Annotated in this window: 13 protein-coding genes, 1 tRNA gene and 2 rRNA genes; 3 read left to right on the plus strand and 13 right to left on the minus strand. The window is 68.0% G+C overall.

Annotated features, from left to right (window positions below):
* Positions 1 to 3 precede the first annotated feature (3 nt).
* Both ACSHXC_RS10485 and ACSHXC_RS10490 read left to right on the plus strand, forming a co-directional pair.
* Positions 4 to 771, plus strand: a complete 768-nt coding sequence (locus tag ACSHXC_RS10485; RefSeq protein ID WP_438291322.1) for an Fpg/Nei family DNA glycosylase — start codon at positions 4 to 6, stop codon at positions 769 to 771.
* A gap of 63 nt (positions 772 to 834) precedes the next feature.
* On the plus strand, positions 835 to 1599 hold the full coding sequence (locus tag ACSHXC_RS10490; protein WP_438291323.1) for an SDR family NAD(P)-dependent oxidoreductase: 765 nt from the start codon (positions 835 to 837) through the stop codon (positions 1597 to 1599).
* A gap of 344 nt (positions 1600 to 1943) precedes the next feature.
* Here ACSHXC_RS10490 and ACSHXC_RS10495 read toward each other — a convergent pair whose 3' ends face one another.
* The 9 genes from ACSHXC_RS10495 to ACSHXC_RS10535 all read right to left on the minus strand — a co-directional run bounded on the left by ACSHXC_RS10495 (position 1944) and on the right by ACSHXC_RS10535 (position 16232).
* On the minus strand, positions 1944 to 2414 hold the full coding sequence (locus tag ACSHXC_RS10495; protein WP_399492564.1) for a Dps family protein: 471 nt from the start codon (positions 2412 to 2414) through the stop codon (positions 1944 to 1946).
* Positions 2415 to 2610: 196 nt separating this feature from the next.
* Positions 2611 to 3000, minus strand: a complete 390-nt coding sequence (locus ACSHXC_RS10500; protein WP_053726410.1) for a helix-turn-helix domain-containing protein — start codon at positions 2998 to 3000, stop codon at positions 2611 to 2613.
* A gap of 109 nt (positions 3001 to 3109) precedes the next feature.
* A complete protein-coding gene (locus ACSHXC_RS10505) occupies positions 3110 to 3619 on the minus strand; it encodes a CinA family protein (RefSeq protein WP_438291324.1) in 510 nt (169 codons plus the stop codon).
* The gene (gene pgsA, locus ACSHXC_RS10510; protein WP_438291325.1) at positions 3616 to 4284 is read right to left on the minus strand and encodes a CDP-diacylglycerol--glycerol-3-phosphate 3-phosphatidyltransferase; all 669 of its coding nucleotides are present in this window, start codon (positions 4282 to 4284) and stop codon (positions 3616 to 3618) included. Before pgsA ends, ACSHXC_RS10505 begins: the two co-directional genes overlap by 4 nt.
* Positions 4281 to 5750, minus strand: coding sequence for a 30S ribosomal protein S12 methylthiotransferase RimO (gene rimO / locus ACSHXC_RS10515; protein WP_438291326.1), 1470 nt, complete (start codon positions 5748 to 5750; stop codon positions 4281 to 4283). Before rimO ends, pgsA begins: the two co-directional genes overlap by 4 nt.
* Before the next feature lie 60 nt (positions 5751 to 5810).
* Positions 5811 to 6641, minus strand: a complete 831-nt coding sequence (locus ACSHXC_RS10520; RefSeq protein WP_438291327.1) for a helix-turn-helix domain-containing protein — start codon at positions 6639 to 6641, stop codon at positions 5811 to 5813.
* A 290-nt stretch (positions 6642 to 6931) separates the two neighbouring features.
* A complete protein-coding gene (locus tag ACSHXC_RS10525; protein WP_438291328.1) occupies positions 6932 to 9694 on the minus strand; it encodes a DNA translocase FtsK in 2763 nt (920 codons plus the stop codon).
* A gap of 123 nt (positions 9695 to 9817) precedes the next feature.
* A complete protein-coding gene (locus ACSHXC_RS10530; protein ID WP_438291329.1) occupies positions 9818 to 10492 on the minus strand; it encodes a response regulator in 675 nt (224 codons plus the stop codon).
* Between the two features lie 244 nt (positions 10493 to 10736).
* On the minus strand, positions 10737 to 16232 hold the full coding sequence (locus ACSHXC_RS10535) for a HAMP domain-containing protein (protein ID WP_438291330.1): 5496 nt from the start codon (positions 16230 to 16232) through the stop codon (positions 10737 to 10739).
* Between the two features lie 305 nt (positions 16233 to 16537).
* Between ACSHXC_RS10535 and ACSHXC_RS10540 the strand changes: the two genes are divergently transcribed.
* Entirely contained in the window at positions 16538 to 19240 is a 2703-nt protein-coding gene (locus tag ACSHXC_RS10540) for a SpoIIE family protein phosphatase (RefSeq protein ID WP_438291331.1), read from the plus strand.
* Between the two features lie 56 nt (positions 19241 to 19296).
* On the opposite strand, the gene ACSHXC_RS10545 is transcribed toward ACSHXC_RS10540, so the two are convergent.
* The 4 genes from ACSHXC_RS10545 to ACSHXC_RS10560 form a co-directional block, all read right to left on the minus strand.
* A tRNA-Thr gene (locus tag ACSHXC_RS10545) sits at positions 19297 to 19369 on the minus strand.
* A gap of 89 nt (positions 19370 to 19458) precedes the next feature.
* Positions 19459 to 20136: a DegT/DnrJ/EryC1/StrS family aminotransferase gene (locus ACSHXC_RS10550; RefSeq protein WP_438291332.1), complete on the minus strand. Its 678-nt coding sequence runs from the start codon at positions 20134 to 20136 to the stop codon at positions 19459 to 19461.
* A 98-nt stretch (positions 20137 to 20234) separates the two neighbouring features.
* Positions 20235 to 20351, minus strand: a 5S ribosomal RNA gene (rrf, locus tag ACSHXC_RS10555).
* A 92-nt stretch (positions 20352 to 20443) separates the two neighbouring features.
* Positions 20444 to 23566, minus strand: a 23S ribosomal RNA gene (locus ACSHXC_RS10560).
* Positions 23567 to 23849 lie beyond the last annotated feature (283 nt).

Below are 23849 nucleotides of genomic sequence, written 5' to 3' on the forward strand. Positions count from 1 at the left end.
CTCATGCCCGAAGGTGACACCGTCTACCAGGCCGCGCGGCGGCTGCACGCGGCGCTGGCCGGGCAGGTCCTGACCCGGTCCGATCTGCGGGTGCCGCGGTTCGCCACGGCGGATCTCACCGGGCGGTCCGTCCTCGATGTGACCCCGCGCGGCAAGCATCTGCTGACCCGGATCGAGGGTGGGCTCACCCTGCACTCCCACCTCCGGATGGACGGGTCCTGGCGGGTCTACGGGTCCGGCGAGCGCTGGGGCGGCGGGCCCGCCCACCAGATCCGGGCGATCCTCGGGAACGCCGGGCACACGGCCGTCGGCTACCGGCTGCCCGTGCTCGAACTGCTCCGCACCCAGGACGAGTCCAAGGCGGTCGGCCACCTGGGCCCCGATCTCCTCGGCCCCGGCTGGGACGCCGATTCAGCCCTGCGCAACCTCCTCCAGGACCCGGCTCGCACCATCGGCGACGCCCTGCTCGACCAGCGCAACCTCGCCGGGGTGGGCAACGTGTACAAGTCGGAGATCTGCTTCGCGATCCGGGCCGTCCCCTGGCTGCCGATCGGCGAACTCCCCTCCCCCGAGCGCCTCGTGGCCGTCGCGAAGCAACTCCTGGAAGCCAACAAGGACCGCCCGGTCCGCCAGGCATACGTCTACGGCCGGGCCGGCCGGCCGTGCCCGCGCTGCCGGACACCCATCCGTACCGCCACCCAGTGCGACCCCTCGGGCCGTGAGCGCCCCACCTACTGGTGCCCCAAGTGCCAGCCCGCGCCCGCCATTTGACGCATCACCAAACACCTCCCAAACTTATTGACGACCCGTCAGATCCAGTCGTACCGTCCCGGCATGCCCCTCACGGCGTACGACCTCAGCGAGCGCACGGCCTTCGTCACCGGCGCGGCGAGCGGCATCGGCCGCGCCAGTGCCGTGATGCTCGCGGAGGCCGGTGCCGTGGTGCACTGCGCGGACCGCGACGAGGTGGGCCTGGCCGAGACCCGGGCGCTGATCACCAAGGCGGGCGGCACCGCTCATGTCCACCCGCTGGACGTGACGGACCGCGCGCAGGTCAAGGCAGCTCTGGAGGCCGCCGGACCGGTCCACATCGTGGCGGCGATCGCGGGCATCATGCACACCAGCTCGGTCCTGGACACCGAGGACGCCGACCTCGACCGGGTGCTCTCCGTCAACTTCCGGGGCGTTCTCCACGCCTGCCAGGAGGCCGCCCGCACGATGATCGCGCACGGCATCCGGGGCTCCATCGTCACCATGGCCTCGGGCGCCGTGGACTCCTCGCGGCCCGGCCTGTTCTGCTACAGCGTCTCGAAGGTCGCGGTCGTCCAGCTCACCAGGACGCTCGCCGCCGAGCTGGGCCCGCACGGGATCCGTGTGAACGCCATCGCCCCCGGCTGGGTCCGCACCCCCATGACCGACCAGCACGCCGCCGAGCAGCAGGAGCAGATCGAGTCGATGATGCTGCGGCTCTCCCCGCTCGCCCGGCTCGGCGAACCCGAGGACGTCGCGCACGCCGTACTGCATCTCGCCTCGGACGCCTCGGCGTTCACGACGGGCCAGATCCTCCGTCCGAACGGCGGCGTCTCGATGCCCTGGTAGAGCCGGACCGCGCACCCGGCCCGGATGCCACATGGACCGGCAGCAGGCTCAGCCCCCAGCCGCCGGCGACCATCGCGCCCTCGACGAACCCCGTCTGACCGGGCACCAGCACCATGCGCAGCACGGACCACCACCACAGCGCCCCAACGACCAGCGCGGGCACCCAACGCACCGCCACCGCCATGGGCCGCCTCCTCGGGCCGACGCTAGACCGTCGGAAATCCCCTCGGGAGGGCGCACGGGCGCAGGCCGGGCGCGCTCCGGGCCCCCCGCGGTTCACCGCGTACGACCCGGTCCGTTCATGGTGTATCCGTGCGCGGCGGCGCATGGTCGCGTACGGCGGTTCAGACGGTCTCCGCCTGGAACATCCACGCGTGCTTCTCGAGGTCGGCCGTGAGCCCGATGAGGATGTCCTGGCTGATCGGGTCCGGGTCGGCGGTCGCCTCGATGCGTTCGCGCATCCGGCCGATCACGATGCCGAGCGCTGCGACCAGGACCTTCACGGCCTCGGTGTCCTTGATCCAGCCGTCCGGAACGGTGTCGATCGCGCTCGACTTCGCCACCGTGGCGGAGCGCCCGTCCGGGCTGACGCCGATGGCGGAGGCCCGCTCGGCCACTGTGTCCGAGTGCAGCCGTGCGGTGTCGACGACCTCGTCGAGCTGGAGGTGCACGGACCGGAACCGCGGCCCGACGACGTTCCAGTGCACCTGCTTGGACACCAGCGAGAGGTCCACGAGATCCACCAGCGCACCCTGCAGCGCGTCGCCGACCACCTTGAGGTCGGCGTCGGACAGCGGGCTCTTGATGTAGGACATGCGTTTCCTCCACTCCGGACGGAACGTCCGCGCAAGCACGAGGGAACGCTCGTACGGACCATGCGGACGTTTGCGCGATCTCCTACCACCCTGCCACAGAAGCCCCAAAACGGTCGCGGCGGAAAAGGGCTGAGCCCCGGCCGGTCACCTAATGACCAACCGGGGCTCAGTACAAGCCTGGGCGCGAGCCTGACAATCAGGCCGCGACGACGTCCACCGCTTCCGCGGGCGCCTTGATCGTCACCCGCTCCGTCGGCACACCAGTCACCGACGTCACGGAGATCGAATTGAGCATCGGACGTACCGGCGCACGCACCGGCACCGGGTCACTCGCTGCCGCAGAGGCAGCGAGCTCGGCGAGTGCCAGCTCGTCGCTCACTTCCCGCATGAGCTCGGACATCCGTACGTCAAGCGCGTCGCAGATCGCGGAAAGCAGCTCGGAGGAAGCCTCCTTCTGCCCCCGCTCCACCTCGGAGAGATAGCCGAGTGAGACTCGGGCGGACGAGGAGACTTCGCGCAGAGTACGGCCCTGGCGCTGGCGCTGCCGACGCAGCACGTCACCCAGCAGGCGACGGAGCAGAATCATCGGTGGCTCCCTCCTCGGACCGCGTAGCCGCATCCTTCACGCCCCACCGTACCGCCTCGCGCCGCGGCCGTGCGGGGAGCGATGTCGTGTTCACTCAGGGCTGCAAACATCAAATCCCCCCGTTCTGTTCCGTATCCTGTGCCCGCCCATCCTTGCGGAGTTCACTGGAGAGCAGTTCGAGCACGCTGCGTACACTCTCCATACGAATTTCCGCCCGGTCGCCGTTCAACCGCAATGCGACGGTTTTCTTGGCTCCCGCCGGACCAACGGCCGAAACGTATACCGTCCCGACCGGTTGACCGTCCTGCGGTTCGGGTCCCGCGACGCCCGTGGTCGCGATCCCCCAGCTCGACCCGAGCACCTCGCGCACCCCTGCCGCCATCTGCAGCGCGACGTCGGGATCGACCGCCCCGCGCTCGGCCAGAAGGGTCCCGTCCACACCCAGGACGTCCCGCTTCAGCTCGGTCGCGTACGCCGTTACCGAACCGCGGAAAACGTGCGAGGCACCGGGCACCGACGTCAGCTCGGCGGCCACCAGGCCGCCCGTCAGCGACTCCGCCACCGCAAGCGTCTGGTCACGCTCCGTGAGCAGACGCAGAACCCGGGCCGCTTCGCTCACAACGCGGATCCCCCGGCGACGCGCTGGGCGGCAAGTCCCTTGCGCCTCAGCACAATCGCCTGACGCACATAGTCGAGCCCCGTGACGACCGTGAGCACCACCGCGACGGCCATCACCCAGAAGCGCAGGGTGGCCAGCGGACCCGTCAGCGCCAGGACGTACATTCCGGTCGCGGTGCCCTGGGCGAGGGTCTTGAGCTTTCCACCGCGGCTGGCCGGAATCACTCCGTGCCTGATGACCCAGAAACGCATGAGCGTGATCCCGAGTTCCCGGAACAGGATGACTCCGGTGACCCACCACGGCAGATCACCGAGCAGCGAGAGGCAGATCAGCGCGGCACCCATGATCGCCTTGTCGGCGATCGGGTCGGCGATCTTCCCGAAGTCGGTGACCAGGTTGTACGTGCGCGCCAGGTGCCCGTCGAAGATGTCGGTGATCATGGCGACAGCGAAGGCCGCCCAGGCCCACGCCCGCATCGCCGGGTCGTACCCGCCGTCCGCGAGCAGCAGCATGACGAAGCCCGGCACGAGCACGAGCCGGATCATCGTGAGGATGTTGGCGATGTTCCAGAGGCTGGCCTGGTTGACGGCCGCAGCACCCAGCTTGCCGCCGGGCGCCGGCGCCCGGCCGGTACCGCCCGCCGCCGATGCCGGGACTCCGGTCATCTGCCCGCCTCCTCAACCCCGTCAAGCAGCTCGACCACCAGGTCGACACCTTCGGTACCGACCACCTTGGCCTCGACGATACGGCCGGGCGCAAGACCGGCGCTCTCCGTGAAGATCACCTGGCCGTCGGTCTCGGGCGCCTGGTGCTCGGCGCGGCCGACGGCGCCGTCCTCCTCGTCGACGGTCTCGACCAGAACGCGCACGGTGTCGCCGATACGCTCCTCGGCGCGCTGCGCGGTGAGCTCCTCGGCGAGCCTTGACAGGTGCGCGAGCCGCTCGGCGATGGTGTCGGCGTCCAGCTTGCCCTCGTAACCGACCGCTTCGGTGCCCTCCTCGTCGGAGTAGCCGAAGACGCCGATGGCGTCGAGGCGGGCGGCCGTGAGGAAGCGTTCCAGCTCCTTGAAGTCCTCCTCGGTCTCGCCGGGGAAGCCGACGATGAAGTTGGACCGCACACCGGCAGCCGGCGCCTTGGCGCGGATCGTGTCGAGCAGTTCGAGGAACCGCTCGGTGTCACCGAAGCGCCGCATCGCGCGCAGCACGCCGGGCGCCGAGTGCTGGAAGGAGAGGTCGAAATACGGCACGACGTTCTCGGTCGACGTCAGGACGTCGATGAGGCCCGGCCGCATCTCGGCGGGCTGCAGGTAGCTGACCCGCACCCGCTCGATGCCGTCGACCGCGGCGAGCTCCGGGAGCAGCGTCTCGAGCAGCCGGATGTCGCCGAGGTCCTTGCCGTACGAGGTGTTGTTCTCGGAGACCAGCATGACCTCCTTGACGCCCTGCTCGGCCAGCCAGCGGGTCTCGCCGAGCACGTCGCTGGGGCGGCGGGAGATGAACGAGCCGCGGAAGGACGGGATGGCGCAGAACGAGCAGCGCCGGTCGCAGCCGGAGGCCAGCTTCACGGAGGCGACCGGGCTGGTGTCGAGCCGGCGGCGCAGCGGGGCGCGCGGTCCGGAGGCGGGCGCGAGACCGTCGGGAAGGTCCTCGGGGGCGGTGTCCTGCGCGTGCCCGGGCAGCGCCACGTCGGGGGCCGCCTGCCGCTCGGCCGGGCTGATCGGCAGCAGCTTGCGCCGGTCGCGCGGGGTGTGCGAGGCGTGGATGCCGCCGTTGAGGATGGTCTGGAGGCGGTCGGAGATGTCGGCGTAGTCGTCGAATCCGAGCACTCCGTCGGCCTCGGGCAGCGCCTCGGCGAGGTCCTTGCCGTACCGCTCGGCCATGCAGCCGACCGCGACCACGGCCTGGGTCTTGCCGTGATCCTTGAGATCGTTGGCTTCGAGGAGGGCGTCGACGGAGTCCTTCTTGGCGGCTTCGACGAATCCGCAGGTGTTGACGACGGCGACGTCCGCGTCCGATGCGTCCTCGACGAGCTCCCAGCCGTCCGCTGCCAAGCGGCCTGCGAGCTCCTCCGAGTCCACCTCGTTACGGGCGCAGCCAAGAGTGACAAGGGCGACGGTGCGGCGTTCGGGCATGGACTCAAGACTACTTTGTCCTGGCCCACGCCCCCGCCGCGAGGGTCGTGGGCCCGGCCGTCAGCCGGCCTGAGGGTCGCCCTTGGTGTAGCTCAGGCGCTCGACCTGGCCGTCCTCGAACTTGCTGTCGATCTTCTTGCCGTTGACGTAGAGCTCGATCGCCCCGGCGTTGCCGAGGACCAGGTCGACCTGCTGGCCGTCCTGGAACGTCTGGGCCTCGCCCTTCTGGAGCAGGCCGTCGAAGAGCATCTTGCCGTTGTGGTCCTTGGCCGAGATCCAGCTCTTGTCGTTGGTCGCGGTGACCTTGACGGTGACCTTGTCGGCCGGGACCGCGGCGATGGCGCTGTCGGAGGGGGTCGGGGTCGGCTTGGGGGCGGGAGGCTTGGGCGGGAGTGCGCTGGCCGACGGCGGCTTCTGCTGTGCGGGGCCCTCGGCGACGGAGGTGCCGCCCTTGCCCTTGTCGCCGCCGCTGAACATCGTGAATCCGACGAAGCCGACGACCACGACGATCGCGGCGACCATGGCGGCGGTCCAGTTGGGCCGGCGCGGCTCGGGCCGGATCCGCTCCGCCTCGAACAGGGGGGCCGCGGGGGTGGGCGCGGGACGGCCGCCGTGAGCGGCGTCGTACCGCGCGACCAGCGGAGTGGGGTCGAGGTGGACGGCCTGGGCCAACGTGCGGATGTGGCCGCGCGCGTACACATCACCGCCGCACCGGGAGAAGTCGTCCTGCTCGATCGCGTGCACGATGGGGATGCGCACCCGCGTGGTGGAACTGACCTCGTCGACCGTCAGTCCGGCGGCGATACGGGCCTGCTGAAGTGCGCGGCCGATCGAAGGCCCGTCGTCTTCGATCGGAGGCCGGTCGTCTTCGGGAGAGTTGCCGATGGACACGGGGGCGCCTTTCGAGCGTGAGCCACCTGCTGGGTGTTCAAGTCTAGGGGGGGTACGAAAGAGTGGGGCAACCGGGAGAGCGGAGTTTGTACGCCATCGGTATGGCCACGCCCCTGACTGCGGAACACTGACCACACTTGCTTCCCCGTCCCCCTCAACTTGACGTACGGCCAAGGGAAACGGTTGCTCGGCCATCCCGTACGAGTGCTGTTTGGGCCGGTCGGCTGTCAGCCGACCGGTTGCATCCGCTGATAGCCCACCTATCTACCCCAATTCGCCCCTCGGCAAACTCAGGGAGCCTCTCCCCGGATCACCGCCAGCACACCGTCGAGTTCGTCCGGCTTGACCAGAACGTCCCGCGCCTTGGAGCCCTCACTGGGCCCGACGATGTTGCGCGACTCCATCAGGTCCATCAGCCGGCCCGCCTTGGCGAAGCCGACGCGCAGCTTGCGCTGGAGCATCGACGTCGAGCCGAACTGGGTGGAGACCACGAGTTCGGCCGCCTGGCAGAGCAGGTCCAGGTCGTCGCCGATCTCCTCGTCGATCTCCTTCTTCTGCTTGGTGCCGACGGTGACGTCGTCCCGGAAGACCGGGGCCATCTGGTCCTTGCAGTGCTGGACGACGGCCGCGATCTCGTCCTCGGTGACGAAGGCGCCCTGGAGCCGGGTCGGCTTGTTCGCGCCCATCGGCAGGAACAGGCCGTCGCCCTTGCCGATCAGCTTCTCGGCGCCCGGCTGATCGAGGATGACCCGGCTGTCGGCGAGCGAGGAGGTCGCGAACGCGAGCCGCGAGGGCACGTTCGCCTTGATCAGGCCGGTGACGACGTCGACCGAGGGCCGCTGGGTGGCGAGCACGAGGTGGATGCCGGCGGCGCGGGCCAGCTGCGTGATGCGGACGATCGCGTCCTCCACGTCCCGCGGCGCGACCATCATCAGGTCGGCGAGCTCGTCGACGATCACCAGGAGGTACGGATACGGCGTCAGCTCGCGCTCGCTGCCCTCGGGCAGCTTGACCTTGCCGTTGCGGATCGCCTCGTTGAAGTCGTCGATGTGGCGGAAACCGAACGCCGCGAGGTCGTCGTAGCGCAGGTCCATCTCGCGCACGACCCACTGGAGCGCCTCGGCGGCCCGCTTCGGGTTGGTGATGATCGGCGTGATCAGGTGCGGAATGCCTTCGTACGCCGTCAGCTCCACGCGCTTGGGGTCGACGAGCACCATGCGGACGTCCTCGGGCGTGGCCCGCACCATCACCGAGGTGATGAGGCAGTTGATGCAGGAGGACTTTCCGGAACCGGTGGCTCCGGCGACCAGGACGTGCGGCATCTTGGCGAGGTTGGCCATGACATAGCCGCCCTCGACGTCCTTGCCGAGCGCCACCAGCATCGGATGGTCGTCCTCGGCCGCGTCAGCCAGGCGCAGCACATCGCCGAGGTTGACCATCTCGCGGTCGGTATTGGGAATTTCGATACCGACGGCCGACTTGCCCGGAATCGGCGAGATGATCCGCACGTCCGGGCTGGCGACGGCGTACGCGATGTTCTTGGCGAGGGCGGTGATCCGCTCGACCTTCACGGCCGGCCCGAGCTCGACCTCGTACCGCGTGACCGTCGGGCCGCGTGTGAACCCGGTGACGGTGGCGTCGACCTTGAACTCCATGAAGACGTTCTGCAGCGAGGCGACGACCGCGTCGTTGGCGGCGCTGCGGGTCTTGCCGGGCCCGCCCTTCTCCAGGAGGTCCAGGGAGGGCAGCGCGTAGGTGATGTCCCCGGCGAGCTGGAGCTGCTCGGCGCGCGGCGGCAGCGGCTCGGTGGCCGAGGGAGCGGACTTCGTGAGATCCGGTACGACGGGCAGCGCGCCCGGCGTGGCCTTCGGCGCCGTGGGCTCGGCCGGGGCGTCGGGCTCGGCGGGCCGGGCGGTCGGCAGCGGGGTGGCCTGCTCGCGCTCCCGCTCGACGGAGACGCCCTGCGTGAGGTCGGCGACGACGGGCGAGGGGGGAAGGCCGTTCAGCACGGCGCCGTCCAGCGCCGCGGCCGCGGCGGCGGCCACGTCGACCGGGTCGAGGCCGTTCTCGAACGCCGGTTGCACCGAGGCGCGCCGGGGCTTGCGGCGCCGCGAGAGCGCCTCCTCCTCGGCCCGCTCCGGGGCCTTCTCGACGGGGGCGGCGGAGCGGCGCCGGGTGCGCGGCGCGGGCTCGGCCTCGCGCCACTCGTCGTCGTACAGCTCCTCGTCGCCCTCCTCGTCCGGGAGCGGCTCGACGACGCCCAGCTTGACGCCGAGGAGCCGCAGCCGCTGCGGGATGGCGTTGACCGGGGTCGCGGTGACCACGAGCAGTCCGAAGACGGTGAGCAGCACGAGCATCGGCACGGCGAGCACGTCGCCCAGCGTGAATTCGAGCGGTTTGGACGAGGCCCAGCCGATCAGGCCGCCCGCGTCCTGCATGGCGTCGGTGCCGTCGTTGCGGCCGGGTGAGCCGCACGCGATGTGGACCTGGCCGAGGACGCCGAGGACGAGCGCGGACAGGCCGATGACGATCCGCCCGTTGGCCTCGGGCTTCTCGGGGTAGAGGATGAGTCGGATCGCGATGGCGCCGAGCAGCAGCGGCACCACGACGTCGAGCCGGCCGAACGCGCCGGTCACCAGCATCTGTACGAGGTCGCCGACCGGGCCGCGCAGGTTCGACCAGGTGCCGGCGGCGACGATCAGCGCGAGGCCGAGGAGCAGCAGGGCGACGCCGTCCTTGCGGTGGGCCGGGTCGAGTCCCTTGGCGCCGCGTCCTATTCCGCGGAACATCGCGCCGACGGCGTGGGCGGCGCCGAGCCAGACGGCGCGCACGAGCTTGTACACGCCGCCCGTCGGGGAGGGCGCCGCTTTGGGGGCGAGCTTGGGTGCCGCCGCTTTCTTCGCGGGTGCCTTCTTGGGTGCGGTCTTCTTCACCGGCGCTTTGGGGGCCGCGGCTTTCTTCGCGGGCGCAGCCTTCTTCGCCGGGGTACGGCCGGTGCGCTTCGCGGTGCCCGCCGTGCCCTGGGAACCCTTGCCGGACGTACGTGAGGCCATGGGCTTGAGGTTACCTGGGTCGGCGGCGGTGGACACGTGTGCCTACGGCTTCACCCGTCCGTGTCGTACGCCCCAAGGAATCTGACGCCATGTCAGCCAGACGCGGCGTCAGATCGCCGGCCGTCAGTTCTGCGAAGGGAGCGTGGGCGTGCCGCCGGTGCCGGGCTCCAGCGCGTCCAACGCCCGCCGCAGACCAGTGAGCTTGCGTTCCAGGTGGGCGGCCGTGGCGACCGCCGCGGCGTCGGCGGAGTCGTCGTCGAGCTGCTTGGAGAGCGCCTCGGCCTGCTCCTCAACTGCCGCGAGCCGCGCGGACAGTTCGGCGAGCAGGCCCGCCGACTCCTTGGCCGCGCCGCCATGGGCGCCACCCTCCAACTGGAGCCGCAGCAGGGCCGCCTGCTCGCGCAGCTGGCAGTTCTTCATGTACAGCTCGACGAACACCGACACCTTGGCGCGCAGCACCCAGGGGTCGAACGGCTTCGAGATGTAGTCCACGGCGCCCGCCGCGTACCCGCGGAAGGTGTGGTGGGGGCCGTGGTTGATGGCTGTGAGGAAGATGATCGGGATGTCCCGTGTCCGCTCACGCCTCTTGATGTGCGCGGCGGTTTCGAACCCGTCCATTCCGGGCATTTGGACGTCCAGCAGAATGACCGCGAAATCGTCCGTAAGCAGCGCTTTGAGCGCTTCCTCCCCTGACGATGCCCGCACCAGTGTCTGATCGAGCGCAGAGAGGATGGCCTCCAGCGCCAGCAGATTCTCCGGCCGGTCATCGACCAGGAGGATCTTGGCCTTCTGCACCATGGCCCGTCCTCCTCGCCCCGGCAGTGCACCGGGCGCCGCCCCAGGGGACGACTCCCTTGCGTCGCCCGTCCTTGTGCCGGTCATGGTAGCCGCACCCCGCCTGTCGCCACACCCTGTCACCGCGATGTCACTGTGCACGTAGCAGAAACGCAGTGGGAGACCAGAAGGTTCCCCGAATACCGCCGCCTCACACGCCTTCGGCCACAGTCAGTCAGCAACGCCCGGTCATTCGTACAGCGGACGATCACTTCCCTCGCATCCACTGCTCCATGACGGAGAGCAGATGGTCCGGATCGACCGGCTTCGTCACATAGTCGGAGGCGCCGGACTCGATGGCCTTCTCGCGGTCGCCCTTCATCGCCTTCGCGGTGAGCGCGACGATCGGCAGACCGGCGAACTGCGGCATCCGGCGAATCGCCGAGGTCGTCGCATAGCCGTCCATCTCGGGCATCATGATGTCCATCAGGACGACCGCGGTGTCCTCGTGCTGTTCGAGGACCTCGATGCCCTCCCGCCCGTTCTCCGCGTACAGCACCGAAAGTCCGTGCTGCTCAAGGACGCTGGTCAGCGCGAAGACGTTGCGTACGTCGTCGTCGACGATCAGGACCTTCTCGCCGGCGAACTGGAACGTCCGCGCGGGCGCCCGCTCCGGCTCGGCCGCCTCCCAGCTCTCGCCGGTGGCGACGGACTGCCCGGGCATCGCGGCCTTCTGCCCCTCCGCGCCGAGCACCTTGCGGCGCCGCCGGAAGAGACCGGCCGTGCCCGGCTGGGAGACTCCCTGCCCGGGCTGCGCCCCGCCGTTGTGCTGCGCGAGCTCGGGGCGGGCTGCCTCGATGGCGAGGCCGGCCGCGCCCTCCATGCCGCCGGGGGCAAGCTGCGGGTAGCCCTGCGGGGGCAACTCGCTCAGATGCAGCGGGAGATAGAGCGTGAAGGTGGAGCCGCGGCCCGGCTCGCTCGCCGCGTGGATCTCGCCGCCGAGCAGCCGCGCGATCTCGCGGCTGATGGAGAGACCGAGGCCGGTGCCGCCGTACTTGCGGCTGGTCGTGCCGTCCGCCTGCTTGAACGCCTCGAAGATGACCCGCATCTTGCTGGCCGCGATCCCGATGCCGGTGTCGGTGACCGAGAACGCGATCAGGTCGGCGTCGGCGTCGCGCAGCGAACCCGCCTCCAGGAGCTGCTCCCGGATGGCGTGCGGCACATCGGAGCCGGCCGGGCGGATGACGAGCTCGACGGCGCCGCTGTCGGTGAACTTCACCGCATTGGACAGCAGGTTGCGCAGCACCTGCAGCAGCCGCTGCTCGTCGGTGTGGAGCGTCGCGGGCAGCTCGGGCGAGACCCGTACCGAGAAGTCGAGACCCTTCTCCGCGGTGAGCGGGCGGAACGTCGCCTCCACGTAGTCGACCAGCTGGACCAGCGCGATCCGGGTCGGCGAGACGTCCATCTTGCCCGCCTCGACCTTGGAGAGGTCGAGGATGTCGTTGATCAGCTGGAGCAGGTCGGAGCCTGCCCCGTGGATCGTCTCGGCGAACTCGACCTGCTTCGGCGAGAGGTTGCCCTCCGCGTTGTCCGCGAGCAACTTGGCGAGGATGAGCAGCGAGTTGAGCGGCGTACGCAGCTCGTGCGACATGTTCGCGAGGAACTCGGACTTGTAGCGCATGGAGACGGCGAGCTGTTCGGCGCGCTCCTCCAGGACCTGCCGGGCCTCCTCGATCTCGGTGTTCTTCACCTCGATGTCGCGGTTCTGCTGGGCGAGCAGCTCGGCCTTCTCCTCCAGTTCGGCATTGGAGGCCTGAAGGGCCCGCTGCCGGTTCTCCAACTCGGCCGACCGCTCCCGGAGTTGCTCGGTGAGCTCCTGCGACTGCTTGAGCAGCACCTCGGTCTTGGAGTTGACCGAGATGGTGTTGACGCTGGTCGCGATCATCTCGGCGATCTGATTGAGGAAGTCCTTCTGGATGTGCGTGAACGGCTGGAACGAGGCCAGCTCGATCACCCCGAGGACCTTCCCCTCGAAGAGCACCGGCAGCACGATCACATGCGCGGGCGGTGCCTCGCCGAGCCCGGAGGAGATCTTGAGATAGCCCGGCGGCACGTTCTCCACCAGGATCGTCCGCTTCTCCTCGGCGGCCGTGCCGATCAGCGTCTCACCGGGCCGGAAGGAGGTCGGCATGGAGCCGGCCGAGTACCCGTAACTCCCGCGCATCCGCAGCTCGTACGAGCCGTCGCCCTCCGCACTGACCTCCGGGGCGCCTCCCGTGGGCATCGCCAGGAAGAACGCGCCGTGCTGCGCGGAGACGACCGGCGTCAGCTCGGTCATGATCAGCGAGGCCACGTCGTCGAGGTCGCGGCGGCCCTGCATCAGACCGGAGATGCGGGCCAGGTTGCCCTTGAGCCAGTCCTGCTCCTTGTTGGCGACGGTGGTGTCGCGCAGGTTGGCGATCATGGTGTTGATGTTGTCCTGGAGGGCCTGGATCTCGCCCGCCGCGTCCACATCGATCTTCAGGTTGAGGTCGCCGCGGGTCACCGCGGTCGCCACGGCCGCGATCGCGCGGACCTGCCGGGTCAGGTTCCCGGCCATCTCGTTCACCGATTCGGTCAGATCGCGCCAGGTCCCGTCGACGTCGCGCACCCGGGCGTGACCGCCCAACTGGCCCTCGGTGCCCACCTCGCGGGCGACCCGGGTGACCTCCTGGCCGAACGAGGACAGCTGGTCGACCATCGTGTTGATGGTGTTCTTGAGCTCCTGGATCTCGCCGCGCGCATCGATGTCGATCTTCTTGGTGAGATCGCCCTGGGCGATGGCGGTGGTGACGGTGGCGATCTGCCGCACCTGTCCGGTGAGGTTGTCGGCCATGGAGTTCACCGACTCGGTGAGGTCCTTCCACGTACCGGAGACACCGGGCACCCGGGCCTGGCCGCCCAGGATGCCGTCCGTGCCCACCTCACGGGCCACCTTGGTGACCTGCTCGGCGAACGAGGAAAGGGTCGTCACCATCGTGTTGACGGTGTCGGCGAGTTCGGCGACCTCGCCGCGCGCCTCGACCGTCACCTTCTTGGTGAGGTCTCCGTTGGCGACCGCCGCCGAGACCCGGGAGATGTTGCGCACCTGGGTCGTCAGGTTCGCGGCCATCAGGTTGACGTTCTCGCTGAGGTCCTTCCAGATGCCGGTGACCCCGCGCACCCGGGCCTGACCTCCCAGGATGCCCTCCGTGCCCACCTCGCGGGCCACTCGCGTGACCTCGTCGGCGAAGTTGGACAGCTGGTCGACCATCGTGTTGACGGTCGTCACCAGCTCCAGGATCTCGCCCTTGGAGTCGACGGTGATCTTCTTGGAGAGGTCGCCCTCGGCGACCGCCGTCGTCACCTCGGCGATGTTGCGCACCTGTGAAGTCAGGTTGTTGGCCATGAAGTTGACGGACTGGGTGAGGTCCTTCCAGGTGCCGGACACGCCCTGCACCTCGGCCTGACCGCCCAGGATGCCCTCGGTGCCCACCTCGCGAGCCACCCTGGTGACCTGCTCGGCGAAGTTGGACAGCTGGTCGACCATCGTGTTGAGGGTGTTCTTCAGCTCCAGGATCTCGCCGCGGGCATCCACGTCGATCTTCTGCGACAGGTCACCCCGGGCGACCGCCGTGGCGACCTGGGCGATGTTGCGCACCTGGGCCGTGAGGTTGCCGGCCATGCCGTTCACGGAGTCGGTCAGGTCGCGCCACACCCCGGCGACACCGGGCACCTGGGCCTGGCCGCCGAGGCGGCCGTCGGTGCCGACCTCGCGGGCGACGCGGGTGACCTGCTCGGCGAAGGCGGAGAGCTGGTCGACCATCGTGTTGATGGTGTTCTTCAGCTCCAGCATCTCGCCGCGGGCATCCACGTCGATCTTCTGCGACAGGTCACCCCGGGCGACCGCCGTCGTCACCTGGGCGATCTGACGCACCTGTGAAGTCAGGTTTCCCGCCATGAAGTTGACGGAGTCGGTGAGCTCCTTCCAGGTGCCCGAGACACCGTCGACGCGCGCCTGGCCGCCGAGCCGGCCCTCGGTGCCCACGTCCCGCGCCATCCGCGTGACCTGGTCGGCGAACGACGACAGCTGCGCCACCATCGTGTTGACGGTGTTCTTCAACTCCAGCATCTCGCCCGCGACATCGACGGTGACCTTCTGCGACAGGTCACCGTTGGCGACCGCCGTCGTCACCTGCGCGATGTCCCGCACCTGCCCGGTGAGGTTGCGGAACGCCGTGTTGACGGAGTCCGTCAGGTCCTTCCACGTCCCCGCGGCACCGGGCACTTCCGCCTGCCCGCCGAGCCGGCCCTCGATGCCGACCTCGCGCGCGACCCGGGTCACCTCGGAACCGAACGACTGGAGCTGGTCGACCATCGTGTTGACGGTGTTCTTCAACTCCAGCATCTCGCCGGCCACGTCGACGGTGACCTTCTGGGTCATGTCACCACTGGCGACCGCCGTCGTCACCTGCGCGATGTCCCGCACCTGGGTCGTCAGGTTGCGGAACACGGTGTTGACGGAGTCCGTCAGGTCCTTCCAGGTTCCAGCGGCCCCCGGCACCTGAGCCTGCCCGCCGAGGAGTCCTTCGGCACCGACCTCGTTGGCGACGCGGGTGACCTCGTCCGCGAACGTACGCAGCGTCTCGGTCATCTGGTTGATGGTCTCGGCGAGCTGCGCGACCTCGCCGCGTGCGTTGACCGTGACCTTCTGCGACAGGTCGCCGCTCGCCACGGCCGTGGTCACCTGGGCGATGCCGCGCACCTGGGCGGTCAGGTTCGTCGCCATCACGTTGACGGAGTCGGTGAGGTCCTTCCACACCCCGGCCACGCCCGGCACCTGCGCCTGCCCGCCGAGCTCGCCCTCGGTACCCACCTCGCGCGCGACGCGGGTCACCTCCGAAGAGAAGGAGGACAGCTGGTCGACCATCGTGTTGACGGTGTTCTTCAGCTGGAGCATCTCGCCGGCCACATGCACGGTGACCTTGCGCGACAGATCGCCCTTGGCGACAGCGGTGGTGACGAGAGCAATGTCACGCACCTGTGCCGTCAGCCGGTACGCCATCGTATTGACGGAATCCGTCAGATCCTTCCAGGAACCGGACATACCACGCACCTGGGCCTGGCCGCCGAGCTTGCCCTCCGTGCCGACCTCAAGGGCGACGCGCGTCACCTCATCGGTAAAGGCGGACAGCTGGTCGACCAGGTTGTTGACGGTCCGCCCGACCTTGAGGAACTCCCCGCGCAGCGGCCGCTCCGCACCGTCACTGCCGTGCGACCGCAGATCCATCCGCTGTTCCAGATCGCCCTCGGCCACCGCCGAGAGCACCCGCCCGACCTCCGAGACCGGTCGCGCGAGATCGTCCACCAGCGCGTTGGAAGCATCGATCGCGGCCGCCCAGGAGCCCTCACAGGCCCCGTTCTCCAGCCGCTCGGTCAGCTTTCCCTCGCGCCCGACCATCCTGCGCACCCGGGCGATCTCGCCCGTCAGATGCAGATTGCGGTCCGCGACCTCGTTGAAGACGGCCGCGATCTCCGTCATCACCCCCTCGCCGGACACCGTCAGGCGCTTGCGGAAATTCCCGTCCCGCATCGACGCGAGGGCCGCGAGCAGCCGCTGCAGCGCCGCCGTGTCCACCTCGGTCGTACCGTTGCTCCCACGCTTATGACTCCGGGCCTGTTGAGTCCGGGACTGATCGTCTTTCGCGCGCGTGCTTACGCCCCGCGCTGCTGCGCCAGACTCCACCGTGTCCCTCCCGCAAGGGTTGACCGCACTGCCCGGGCTGTCTCCGGAAGCATGCCCAGTGTTTCACCATGGCCGAACCAGGCCATAACAGTTCGGCAGCTTCGCATATCCGTCCCCGCCCACGGAGGGCGGAAACACTGGTGACCGGCATCCGCTCGGACAGCGAAGGTAAGTAACCTGGCTTCCGGCTGTCCAACCGCCCCGGTCCGCCCGGCATGGGGGCGGTTCGTACCCTTCTGCTCGGTAAAGCTTGGGGGAGGGCGGCACAAAGGACGACCACGGGACACCGGAGGGGGCGGGCCGACATGGGACTGTTGATTCCCGGAGAGCACGTTCCGGAGCCCCGGCAAGGAAATCCGGGCGACGAGACGCGTACGAGGAGTTCTGTGATCACCGCGCGGGCGGCAGCCAGCTTCGACCCTGTCGGGCGGTCGGTCGCGACCGCCCGCGCCTTCGTCCGGGACACCCTCCAGGGGTGGGGCTACGCGGATGTCGTGGACGACGCCGTTGTCCTGACCAGCGAGCTCGTCACCAACGCGGTCGTCCACGCCGGCACCAAGGCGGACGTCCTGTGCCTGCGCTCCGACGACGGCGTACGCGTCGAAGTCGCCGACCGCTACCCCGAACGTGAGGTTCCGCTCCTCGGCTCCCCCGCCGACATCGCCGGACCCGACCGCGAGAACGGCCGCGGCCTGCTGCTCTGCGCCGCCCTCGCCTCCCGCTGGGGCGTCGAGTACACGCCAACGAGAAAAAACGTCTGGTTCCAACTCGACCTCCCCAACCGCCCCGTGGGCACCCGCTCCGCCGGCCCGGCCGTGCCGACCGCGCTGCTCCCCGTCACCGACGGCAGAGTCCGCGTCGCGGTCGTCCAGATCGACCGCGCCGGCGCCGTCCGCGCCTGGAACGAGGACGCCGAGGAACTCTTCGGCTACCCCGCCGAGCAGGTCACCGGAAAGGCGCTCACCGACTTCGCGGCCTGGCCGCACACCCCCGGCACCTCCACCGGCATCGTCGAGGCCCTCCAACTCTCGCGCTGGGAAGGCACATACGGGATAAGGGGCGCCGACGGCCGCGTCGTCCCGGTGTACGCCTCGCACCTCAGGGTCCGCGACACCGAGGGCGAGCCGTCCACGGTCTGCCTGCTCGTACGCGACGACGAGCGCGCGGTCCTGCAGACCCCGGTCCGCCAGCCCGCGACCGACCCGGCCACGCTGGGCGAGAGCCGCAACGTCGACCCGTTCGAGGTCTTCATCGGCTCCCCCGCCCCCGACGACCTCGACGGCCTGCTCCAGCGCACCGTGGAGCGCGCCCGCGACATGCTGGACGGCGACTCCGCCTTCCTGCTGCTCGCCACCGACGACGAGACCGAGCTGGAGGTACGGGCCACCACCGGCCTCCCCTCGGCCCGCCAGCGCTTCGCCCGGGTCCCCGTCGAGGCCGGCACCGGACGGTACGGCTCGGCCCGGATGCCCGCCGTCCACGAGGACCTCGCGGCCGTGCCCGGCGCCGTACCGCTGCTCGAAAGCACCGGCATGCGCTCGGTCGTCACCGTCCCGCTCAAGGTCGAGGGCCGCCTCACCGGCTCGCTCGGCGTCGCCGCCGAATCCCCCGGCCGCTACTCCAACGAGGAGGCCCTGCGCCTCCAGTTCGCCGCCGACCGCATCGCGCTCGCCGTCGAATCGGCCCGCCTCGGCGAGCTGGAACGGCTGCGCAGAGGCTCGCTGAGCTTCCTCGTCGAGGCCTCCGACCTCCTGGCCGGCACTCTGGACCGCGACCAGACGCTGGCCCTCATGGCCCAGATGACCGTCCCCACCCTGGCCACCTGGTGCGCCGTCTACACGATCGCCGACCAGGCCTCGGACCCGTACCTCTCCTACGTGCTCCACGAGGACGAGGAGCGCATCGACGGCCTCAAGGCCCTCCTCTCCAAGATCAACCCGCCGGAGCCGGTGCCCACGCCCGGCGCCCGCGTCTGGACCGCCCCCGGCGAAGCCGCCCACCAGGCCGCGCTGCGCGTCTCCATGCGCGACCTCGGCCGCTCCGGCAGCCCCCACACAGGCGGCGGCCTCGGCACCACCCTGTCGACGGCGGCCGCGGTCGGCGGCGAGACCGTCGTGCTGCCGCTCGTCGCCCGCAACCGCGTCATCGGCATGCTGACACTCGGCAAACCGTCGGACGACCACTTCCGTCAGGAGATTCTCGAACTTGCCGAGGACCTCTCCCGCCGGGCCGCGCTCGCCCTCGACAACGCGCGCCTGTACTCCGAGCGCATGGCCATCAGCCGCTCCCTCCAGCGCTCCCTGCTGCCGCCCGGCCTGCCGCAGATCCCGGGCGTCGAAGTCGAGGTGATCTACCGCGCGGCCGGCGAGGGCAACGAGGTCGGCGGCGACTTCTACGACCTCTTCCCCATCCGGGACGGCGCGTACGGCTTCGCCATCGGCGACGTCTGCGGTACGGGCCCGGAGGCCGCCGCGGTCACCGGCCTCGCCCGGCACGCCCTGCGTCTGCTCGCCCGCGAGGGCTTCGGCGGCCCGGCGGTCCTGGAGCGCCTCAACGCGGCGATCCTGGACGAGGGCGCCCGCAGCCGCTTCCTGACGCTCCTCTATGGGGAGTTGTGGCCCCAGGAGGACGGCAGCGCCATCCTGAAGATCGTCTGCGCCGGCCACCCGCTCCCGCTGCGCCTGCGCCAGGACGGCTCGGTCGAACCAGCCGCGGACCCGCAGCCCCTGCTCGGCGTGATGGAGGACCTGGAGCTGTACGAGCAGACGATCACCCTCGACCCGGGAGACGTCCTGCTCTGCGTGACGGACGGCATCACCGAGCGCCGCGAGGGCACCCGCATGCTCGGCGACGACGGCCTCACCGACGTCCTCGCCTCGTGCACGGGCCTGACGGCGGGCGCGGTCGCTGCCCGTGTGCTGCGTGCGGTCGAGCGCTTCGCCGCCGAACCGGCCTCCGACGACATGGCGATCCTGTCCATGCGCATCCCGGAGCAGGCCAAGCGATAACCGCGAGAGGGTACGCGAAAGGCCCCGCCCATTGGGCGGGGCCTTTCGGATTACTGAGCCCCCATGCGGAATCGAACCGCAGACCTTCTCCTTACCATGGAGACGCTCTACCGACTGAGCTATAGGGGCCGGTTGTTGTTTCGGGGTTTCCCCCTCACCAACGAGATAAAGCATACCCCGAATCAGACGGTGTTCCGAACCACGGTCACCGGTTCCGGCTATGCGGGTTGCAGCAGCCCGCCGAGCGCGTTGCAGACGGACACCAACCGCCGCAATTCCGCCTCGGAAAGCCCGTCGAGCGCAGGCAGCGCGAGCGTCTCGTCGGCAGCCCGCTCGGTCTCGCCAAGCATCCCCCCGTCCCGCCGGAACTCCCGCATCCGGTGTACGGGAATGGGCACGGGCACCTCGCACTCGACCCCGCGCCGCCGCAGCAGCCGCGCGAAGGCATCCCGGTCGGGACGCCCGTTGCCGGGCACGCGCACGACGTACCGCTGATAGCGATGCCCCTCGGCGGGCGCGGGCGTCTCCACACCGGCGAGCCGCCGCCCCAAGTACCCAGCCCGCTCCCGCCGTTGGGCCACATCCCCGCCGAGCCCCTCGCGGTCCTCCTCCTCAAGGAGCAACACCCCGCGCCCAGCGGCCAGTTGAGCGAACCGCGGGACACCGGCCGGATGCCCGAAGCGGTGTACGAGTATGACAGCGGCGGTCCTGGGCGTGACAGCCTGGCCCACGGCGTCCGGGGCCAGGCAGTAGGTCAGCGGATCGATGTCGGCGAACACCGGCACGGCCCCGGCAGCGACGACGGCCCGGGCCAGCTCGCCGGTGTCGTAGGCCGGCACGATCACCTCGTCGCCGGTCGCAACACCGGCAGACTTGAGCGCTCCTGTGATCCTCATGACAGCGGATCGTCCTCTTGCCACATGAACGGCAGGTGAGCGGGCACAAAAAAACGCTGGCCCCCGAACCGAAGTTCAGAGACCAGCGTTGAAGATTTGTTCGGCGGCGTCCTACTCTCCCACAGGGTCCCCCCTGCAGTACCATCGGCGCTGAAAGGCTTAGCTTCCGGGTTCGGAATGTAACCGGGCGTTTCCCTAACGCTATGACCACCGAAACACTATGAAGTTGAACACCGGAACCCACCGAAACCAGGGGTTCTCACGGCTGTTCATTGCTTCAGAACAAACACAGTGGACGCGAGCAACTGAGGACAAGCCCTCGGCCTATTAGTACCAGTCAGCTCCACCCGTTACCGGGCTTCCACATCTGGCCTATCAACCCAGTCGTCTACTGGGAGCCTTACCCCATCAAGTGGGTGGGAACACTCATCTCGAAGCAGGCTTCCCGCTTAGATGCTTTCAGCGGTTATCCTTTCCGAACGTAGCCAACCAGCCATGCCCTTGGCAGGACAACTGGCACACCAGAGGTTCGTCCGTCCCGGTCCTCTCGTACTAGGGACAGCCCTTCTCAATATTCCTGCGCGCGCAGCGGATAGGGACCGAACTGTCTCACGACGTTCTAAACCCAGCTCGCGTACCGCTTTAATGGGCGAACAGCCCAACCCTTGGGACCGACTCCAGCCCCAGGATGCGACGAGCCGACATCGAGGTGCCAAACCATCCCGTCGATATGGACTCTTGGGGAAGATCAGCCTGTTATCCCCGGGGTACCTTTTATCCGTTGAGCGACGGCGCTTCCACAAGCCACCGCCGGATCACTAGTCCCGACTTTCGTCCCTGCTCGACCCGTCGGTCTCACAGTCAAGCTCCCTTGTGCACTTACACTCAACACCTGATTGCCAACCAGGCTGAGGGAACCTTTGGGCGCCTCCGTTACTCTTTAGGAGGCAACCGCCCCAGTTAAACTACCCATCAGACACTGTCCCTGATCCGGATCACGGACCGAGGTTAGACATCCAGCACGACCAGAGTGGTATTTCAACGACGACTCCACCATGACTGGCGTCACGGCTTCACAGTCTCCCACCTATCCTACACAAGCCGAACCGAACACCAATATCAAACTGTAGTAAAGGTCCCGGGGTCTTTCCGTCCTGCTGCGCGAAACGAGCATCTTTACTCGTAGTGCAATTTCACCGGGCCTATGGTTGAGACAGTCGAGAAGTCGTTACGCCATTCGTGCAGGTCGGAACTTACCCGACAAGGAATTTCGCTACCTTAGGATGGTTATAGTTACCACCGCCGTTTACTGGCGCTTAAGTTCTCAGCTTCGCCACACCGAAATGTGACTAACCGGTCCCCTTAACGTTCCAGCACCGGGCAGGCGTCAGTCCGTATACATCGCCTTACGGCTTCGCACGGACCTGTGTTTTTAGTAAACAGTCGCTTCTCGCTGGTCTCTGCGGCCACCCCCAGCTCAGAGTGCAAGACTCATCACCAGTTGTGGCCCCCCTTCTCCCGAAGTTACGGGGGCATTTTGCCGAGTTCCTTAACCATAGTTCACCCGAACGCCTCGGTATTCTCTACCTGACCACCTGAGTCGGTTTAGGGTACGGGCCGCCATGAAACTCGCTAGAGGCTTTTCTCGACAGCATAGGATCATCCACTTCACCACAATCGGCTCGGCATCAGGTCTCAGCCTCAACGTGCGACGGATTTGCCTACCGCACGGCCTACACCCTTACCCCGGGACAACCACCGCCCGGGCTGGACTACCTTCCTGCGTCACCCCATCGCTTACCTACTACCACCTTGGGTCGACGGCTCCACCACTTTCCATTCCCCGAAGGGTCCGGAACGGCTTCACGGCCTTAGCATTAATGGGCTCGATACTGGGCGTTTCAAAGCGGGTACCGGAATATCAACCGGTTGTCCATCGACTACGCCTGTCGGCCTCGCCTTAGGTCCCGACTTACCCTGGGCAGATCAGCTTGACCCAGGAACCCTTAGTCAATCGGCGCACACGTTTCTCACGTGTGTATCGCTACTCATGCCTGCATTCTCACTCGTGAACCGTCCACCACTAGCTTCCGCTGCAGCTTCACCCGGCACACGACGCTCCCCTACCCAACCCAACAGGCGTTGGCCCTATTGCTGGATTGACACGACTTCGGCGGTACGCTTGAGCCCCGCTACATTGTCGGCGCGGAATCACTTGACCAGTGAGCTATTACGCACTCTTTCAAGGGTGGCTGCTTCTAAGCCAACCTCCTGGTTGTCTCTGCGACTCCACATCCTTTCCCACTTAGCGTACGCTTAGGGGCCTTAGTCGATGCTCTGGGCTGTTTCCCTCTCGACCATGGAGCTTATCCCCCACAGTCTCACTGCCGCGCTCTCACTTACCGGCATTCGGAGTTTGGCTAAGGTCAGTAACCCGGTAGGGCCCATCGCCTATCCAGTGCTCTACCTCCGGCAAGAAACACACGACGCTGCACCTAAATGCATTTCGGGGAGAACCAGCTATCACGGAGTTTGATTGGCCTTTCACCCCTAACCACAGGTCATCCCCCAGGTTTTCAACCCTGGTGGGTTCGGTCCTCCACGACCTCTTACAGCCGCTTCAACCTGCCCATGGCTAGATCACTCCGCTTCGGGTCTAGAGCGTGCAACTCAAACGCCCTGTTCGGACTCGCTTTCGCTACGGCTTCCCCACACGGGTTAACCTCGCTACACACCGCTAACTCGCAGGCTCATTCTTCAAAAGGCACGCAGTCACGACGTTGAGTACAAGTACTCAACGCGACGCTCCCACGGCTTGTAGGCACACGGTTTCAGGTACTATTTCACTCCGCTCCCGCGGTACTTTTCACCATTCCCTCACGGTACTATCCGCTATCGGTCACCAGGGAATATTTAGGCTTAGCGGGTGGTCCCGCCAGATTCACACGGGATTTCTCGGGCCCCGTGCTACTTGGGTGTCTCTCAAACGAGCCGCATGAATTTCAGCTACGGGGGTCTTACCCTCTACGCCGGACCTTTCGCATGTCCTTCGCCTATCCATACGGTTTCTGACTCGCCCTGTCGCCGGCAGACGACAGAAGAGAGATCCCACAACCCCGCATGCGCAACCCCTGCCGGGTATCACACGCATACGGTTTGGCCTCATCCGGTTTCGCTCGCCACTACTCCCGGAATCACGGTTGTTTTCTCTTCCTGAGGGTACTGAGATGTTTCACTTCCCCTCGTTCCCTCCACATACCCTATGTGTTCAGGTACGGGTGACAGCCCATGACGACTGCCGGGTTTCCCCATTCGGAAACCCCCGGATCAAAGCCTGGTTGACGGCTCCCCGGGGACTATCGTGGCCTCCCACGTCCTTCATCGGTTCCTGGTGCCAAGGCATCCACCGTGCGCCCTTAAAAACTTGGCCACAGATGCTCGCGTCCACTGTGCAGTTCTCAAACAACGACCAGCCACCCATCACCCCCACCTTGCAGTGGAGTGCACTGGGGCCGGCAACCGAAGACACAACCTTCACGGCCGCACCTTCAGACACCCAACAGCGTGCCCGGCCCTCCCGTCCGTACCCGACCCGCGTTCCACGCTCCGAAGAGCAGTACTTGCGGCCCGAACCGGCCGAGAGCGCCGAATAGTCAACGTTCCACCCATGAGCTGACCGTGCAGGACACTTGCCTGCAGACGGTGCTGTGCTC

The sequence above is a fragment of the Streptomyces sp. HUAS TT7 genome (assembly GCF_051550175.1).
Lineage (GTDB): Bacteria > Actinomycetota > Actinomycetes > Streptomycetales > Streptomycetaceae > Streptomyces.

Coding starts and splice junctions, on each gene's coding strand:
- rimO (WP_438291326.1), bottom strand. CDS start 5,750: ATGCCCGAACGCCGCACCGTCGCCCTTGTCACTCTTGGCTGCGCCCGT.
- ACSHXC_RS10490 (WP_438291323.1), top strand. CDS start 835: ATGCCCCTCACGGCGTACGACCTCAGCGAGCGCACGGCCTTCGTCACC.
- ACSHXC_RS10485 (WP_438291322.1), top strand. CDS start 4: ATGCCCGAAGGTGACACCGTCTACCAGGCCGCGCGGCGGCTGCACGCG.
- ACSHXC_RS10500 (WP_053726410.1), bottom strand. CDS start 3,000: ATGATTCTGCTCCGTCGCCTGCTGGGTGACGTGCTGCGTCGGCAGCGC.
- ACSHXC_RS10495 (WP_399492564.1), bottom strand. CDS start 2,414: ATGTCCTACATCAAGAGCCCGCTGTCCGACGCCGACCTCAAGGTGGTC.
- ACSHXC_RS10525 (WP_438291328.1), bottom strand. CDS start 9,694: ATGGCCTCACGTACGTCCGGCAAGGGTTCCCAGGGCACGGCGGGCACC.
- pgsA (WP_438291325.1), bottom strand. CDS start 4,284: ATGACCGGAGTCCCGGCATCGGCGGCGGGCGGTACCGGCCGGGCGCCG.
- ACSHXC_RS10550 (WP_438291332.1), bottom strand. CDS start 20,136: ATGAGGATCACAGGAGCGCTCAAGTCTGCCGGTGTTGCGACCGGCGAC.
- ACSHXC_RS10540 (WP_438291331.1), top strand. CDS start 16,538: ATGGGACTGTTGATTCCCGGAGAGCACGTTCCGGAGCCCCGGCAAGGA.
- ACSHXC_RS10530 (WP_438291329.1), bottom strand. CDS start 10,492: ATGGTGCAGAAGGCCAAGATCCTCCTGGTCGATGACCGGCCGGAGAAT.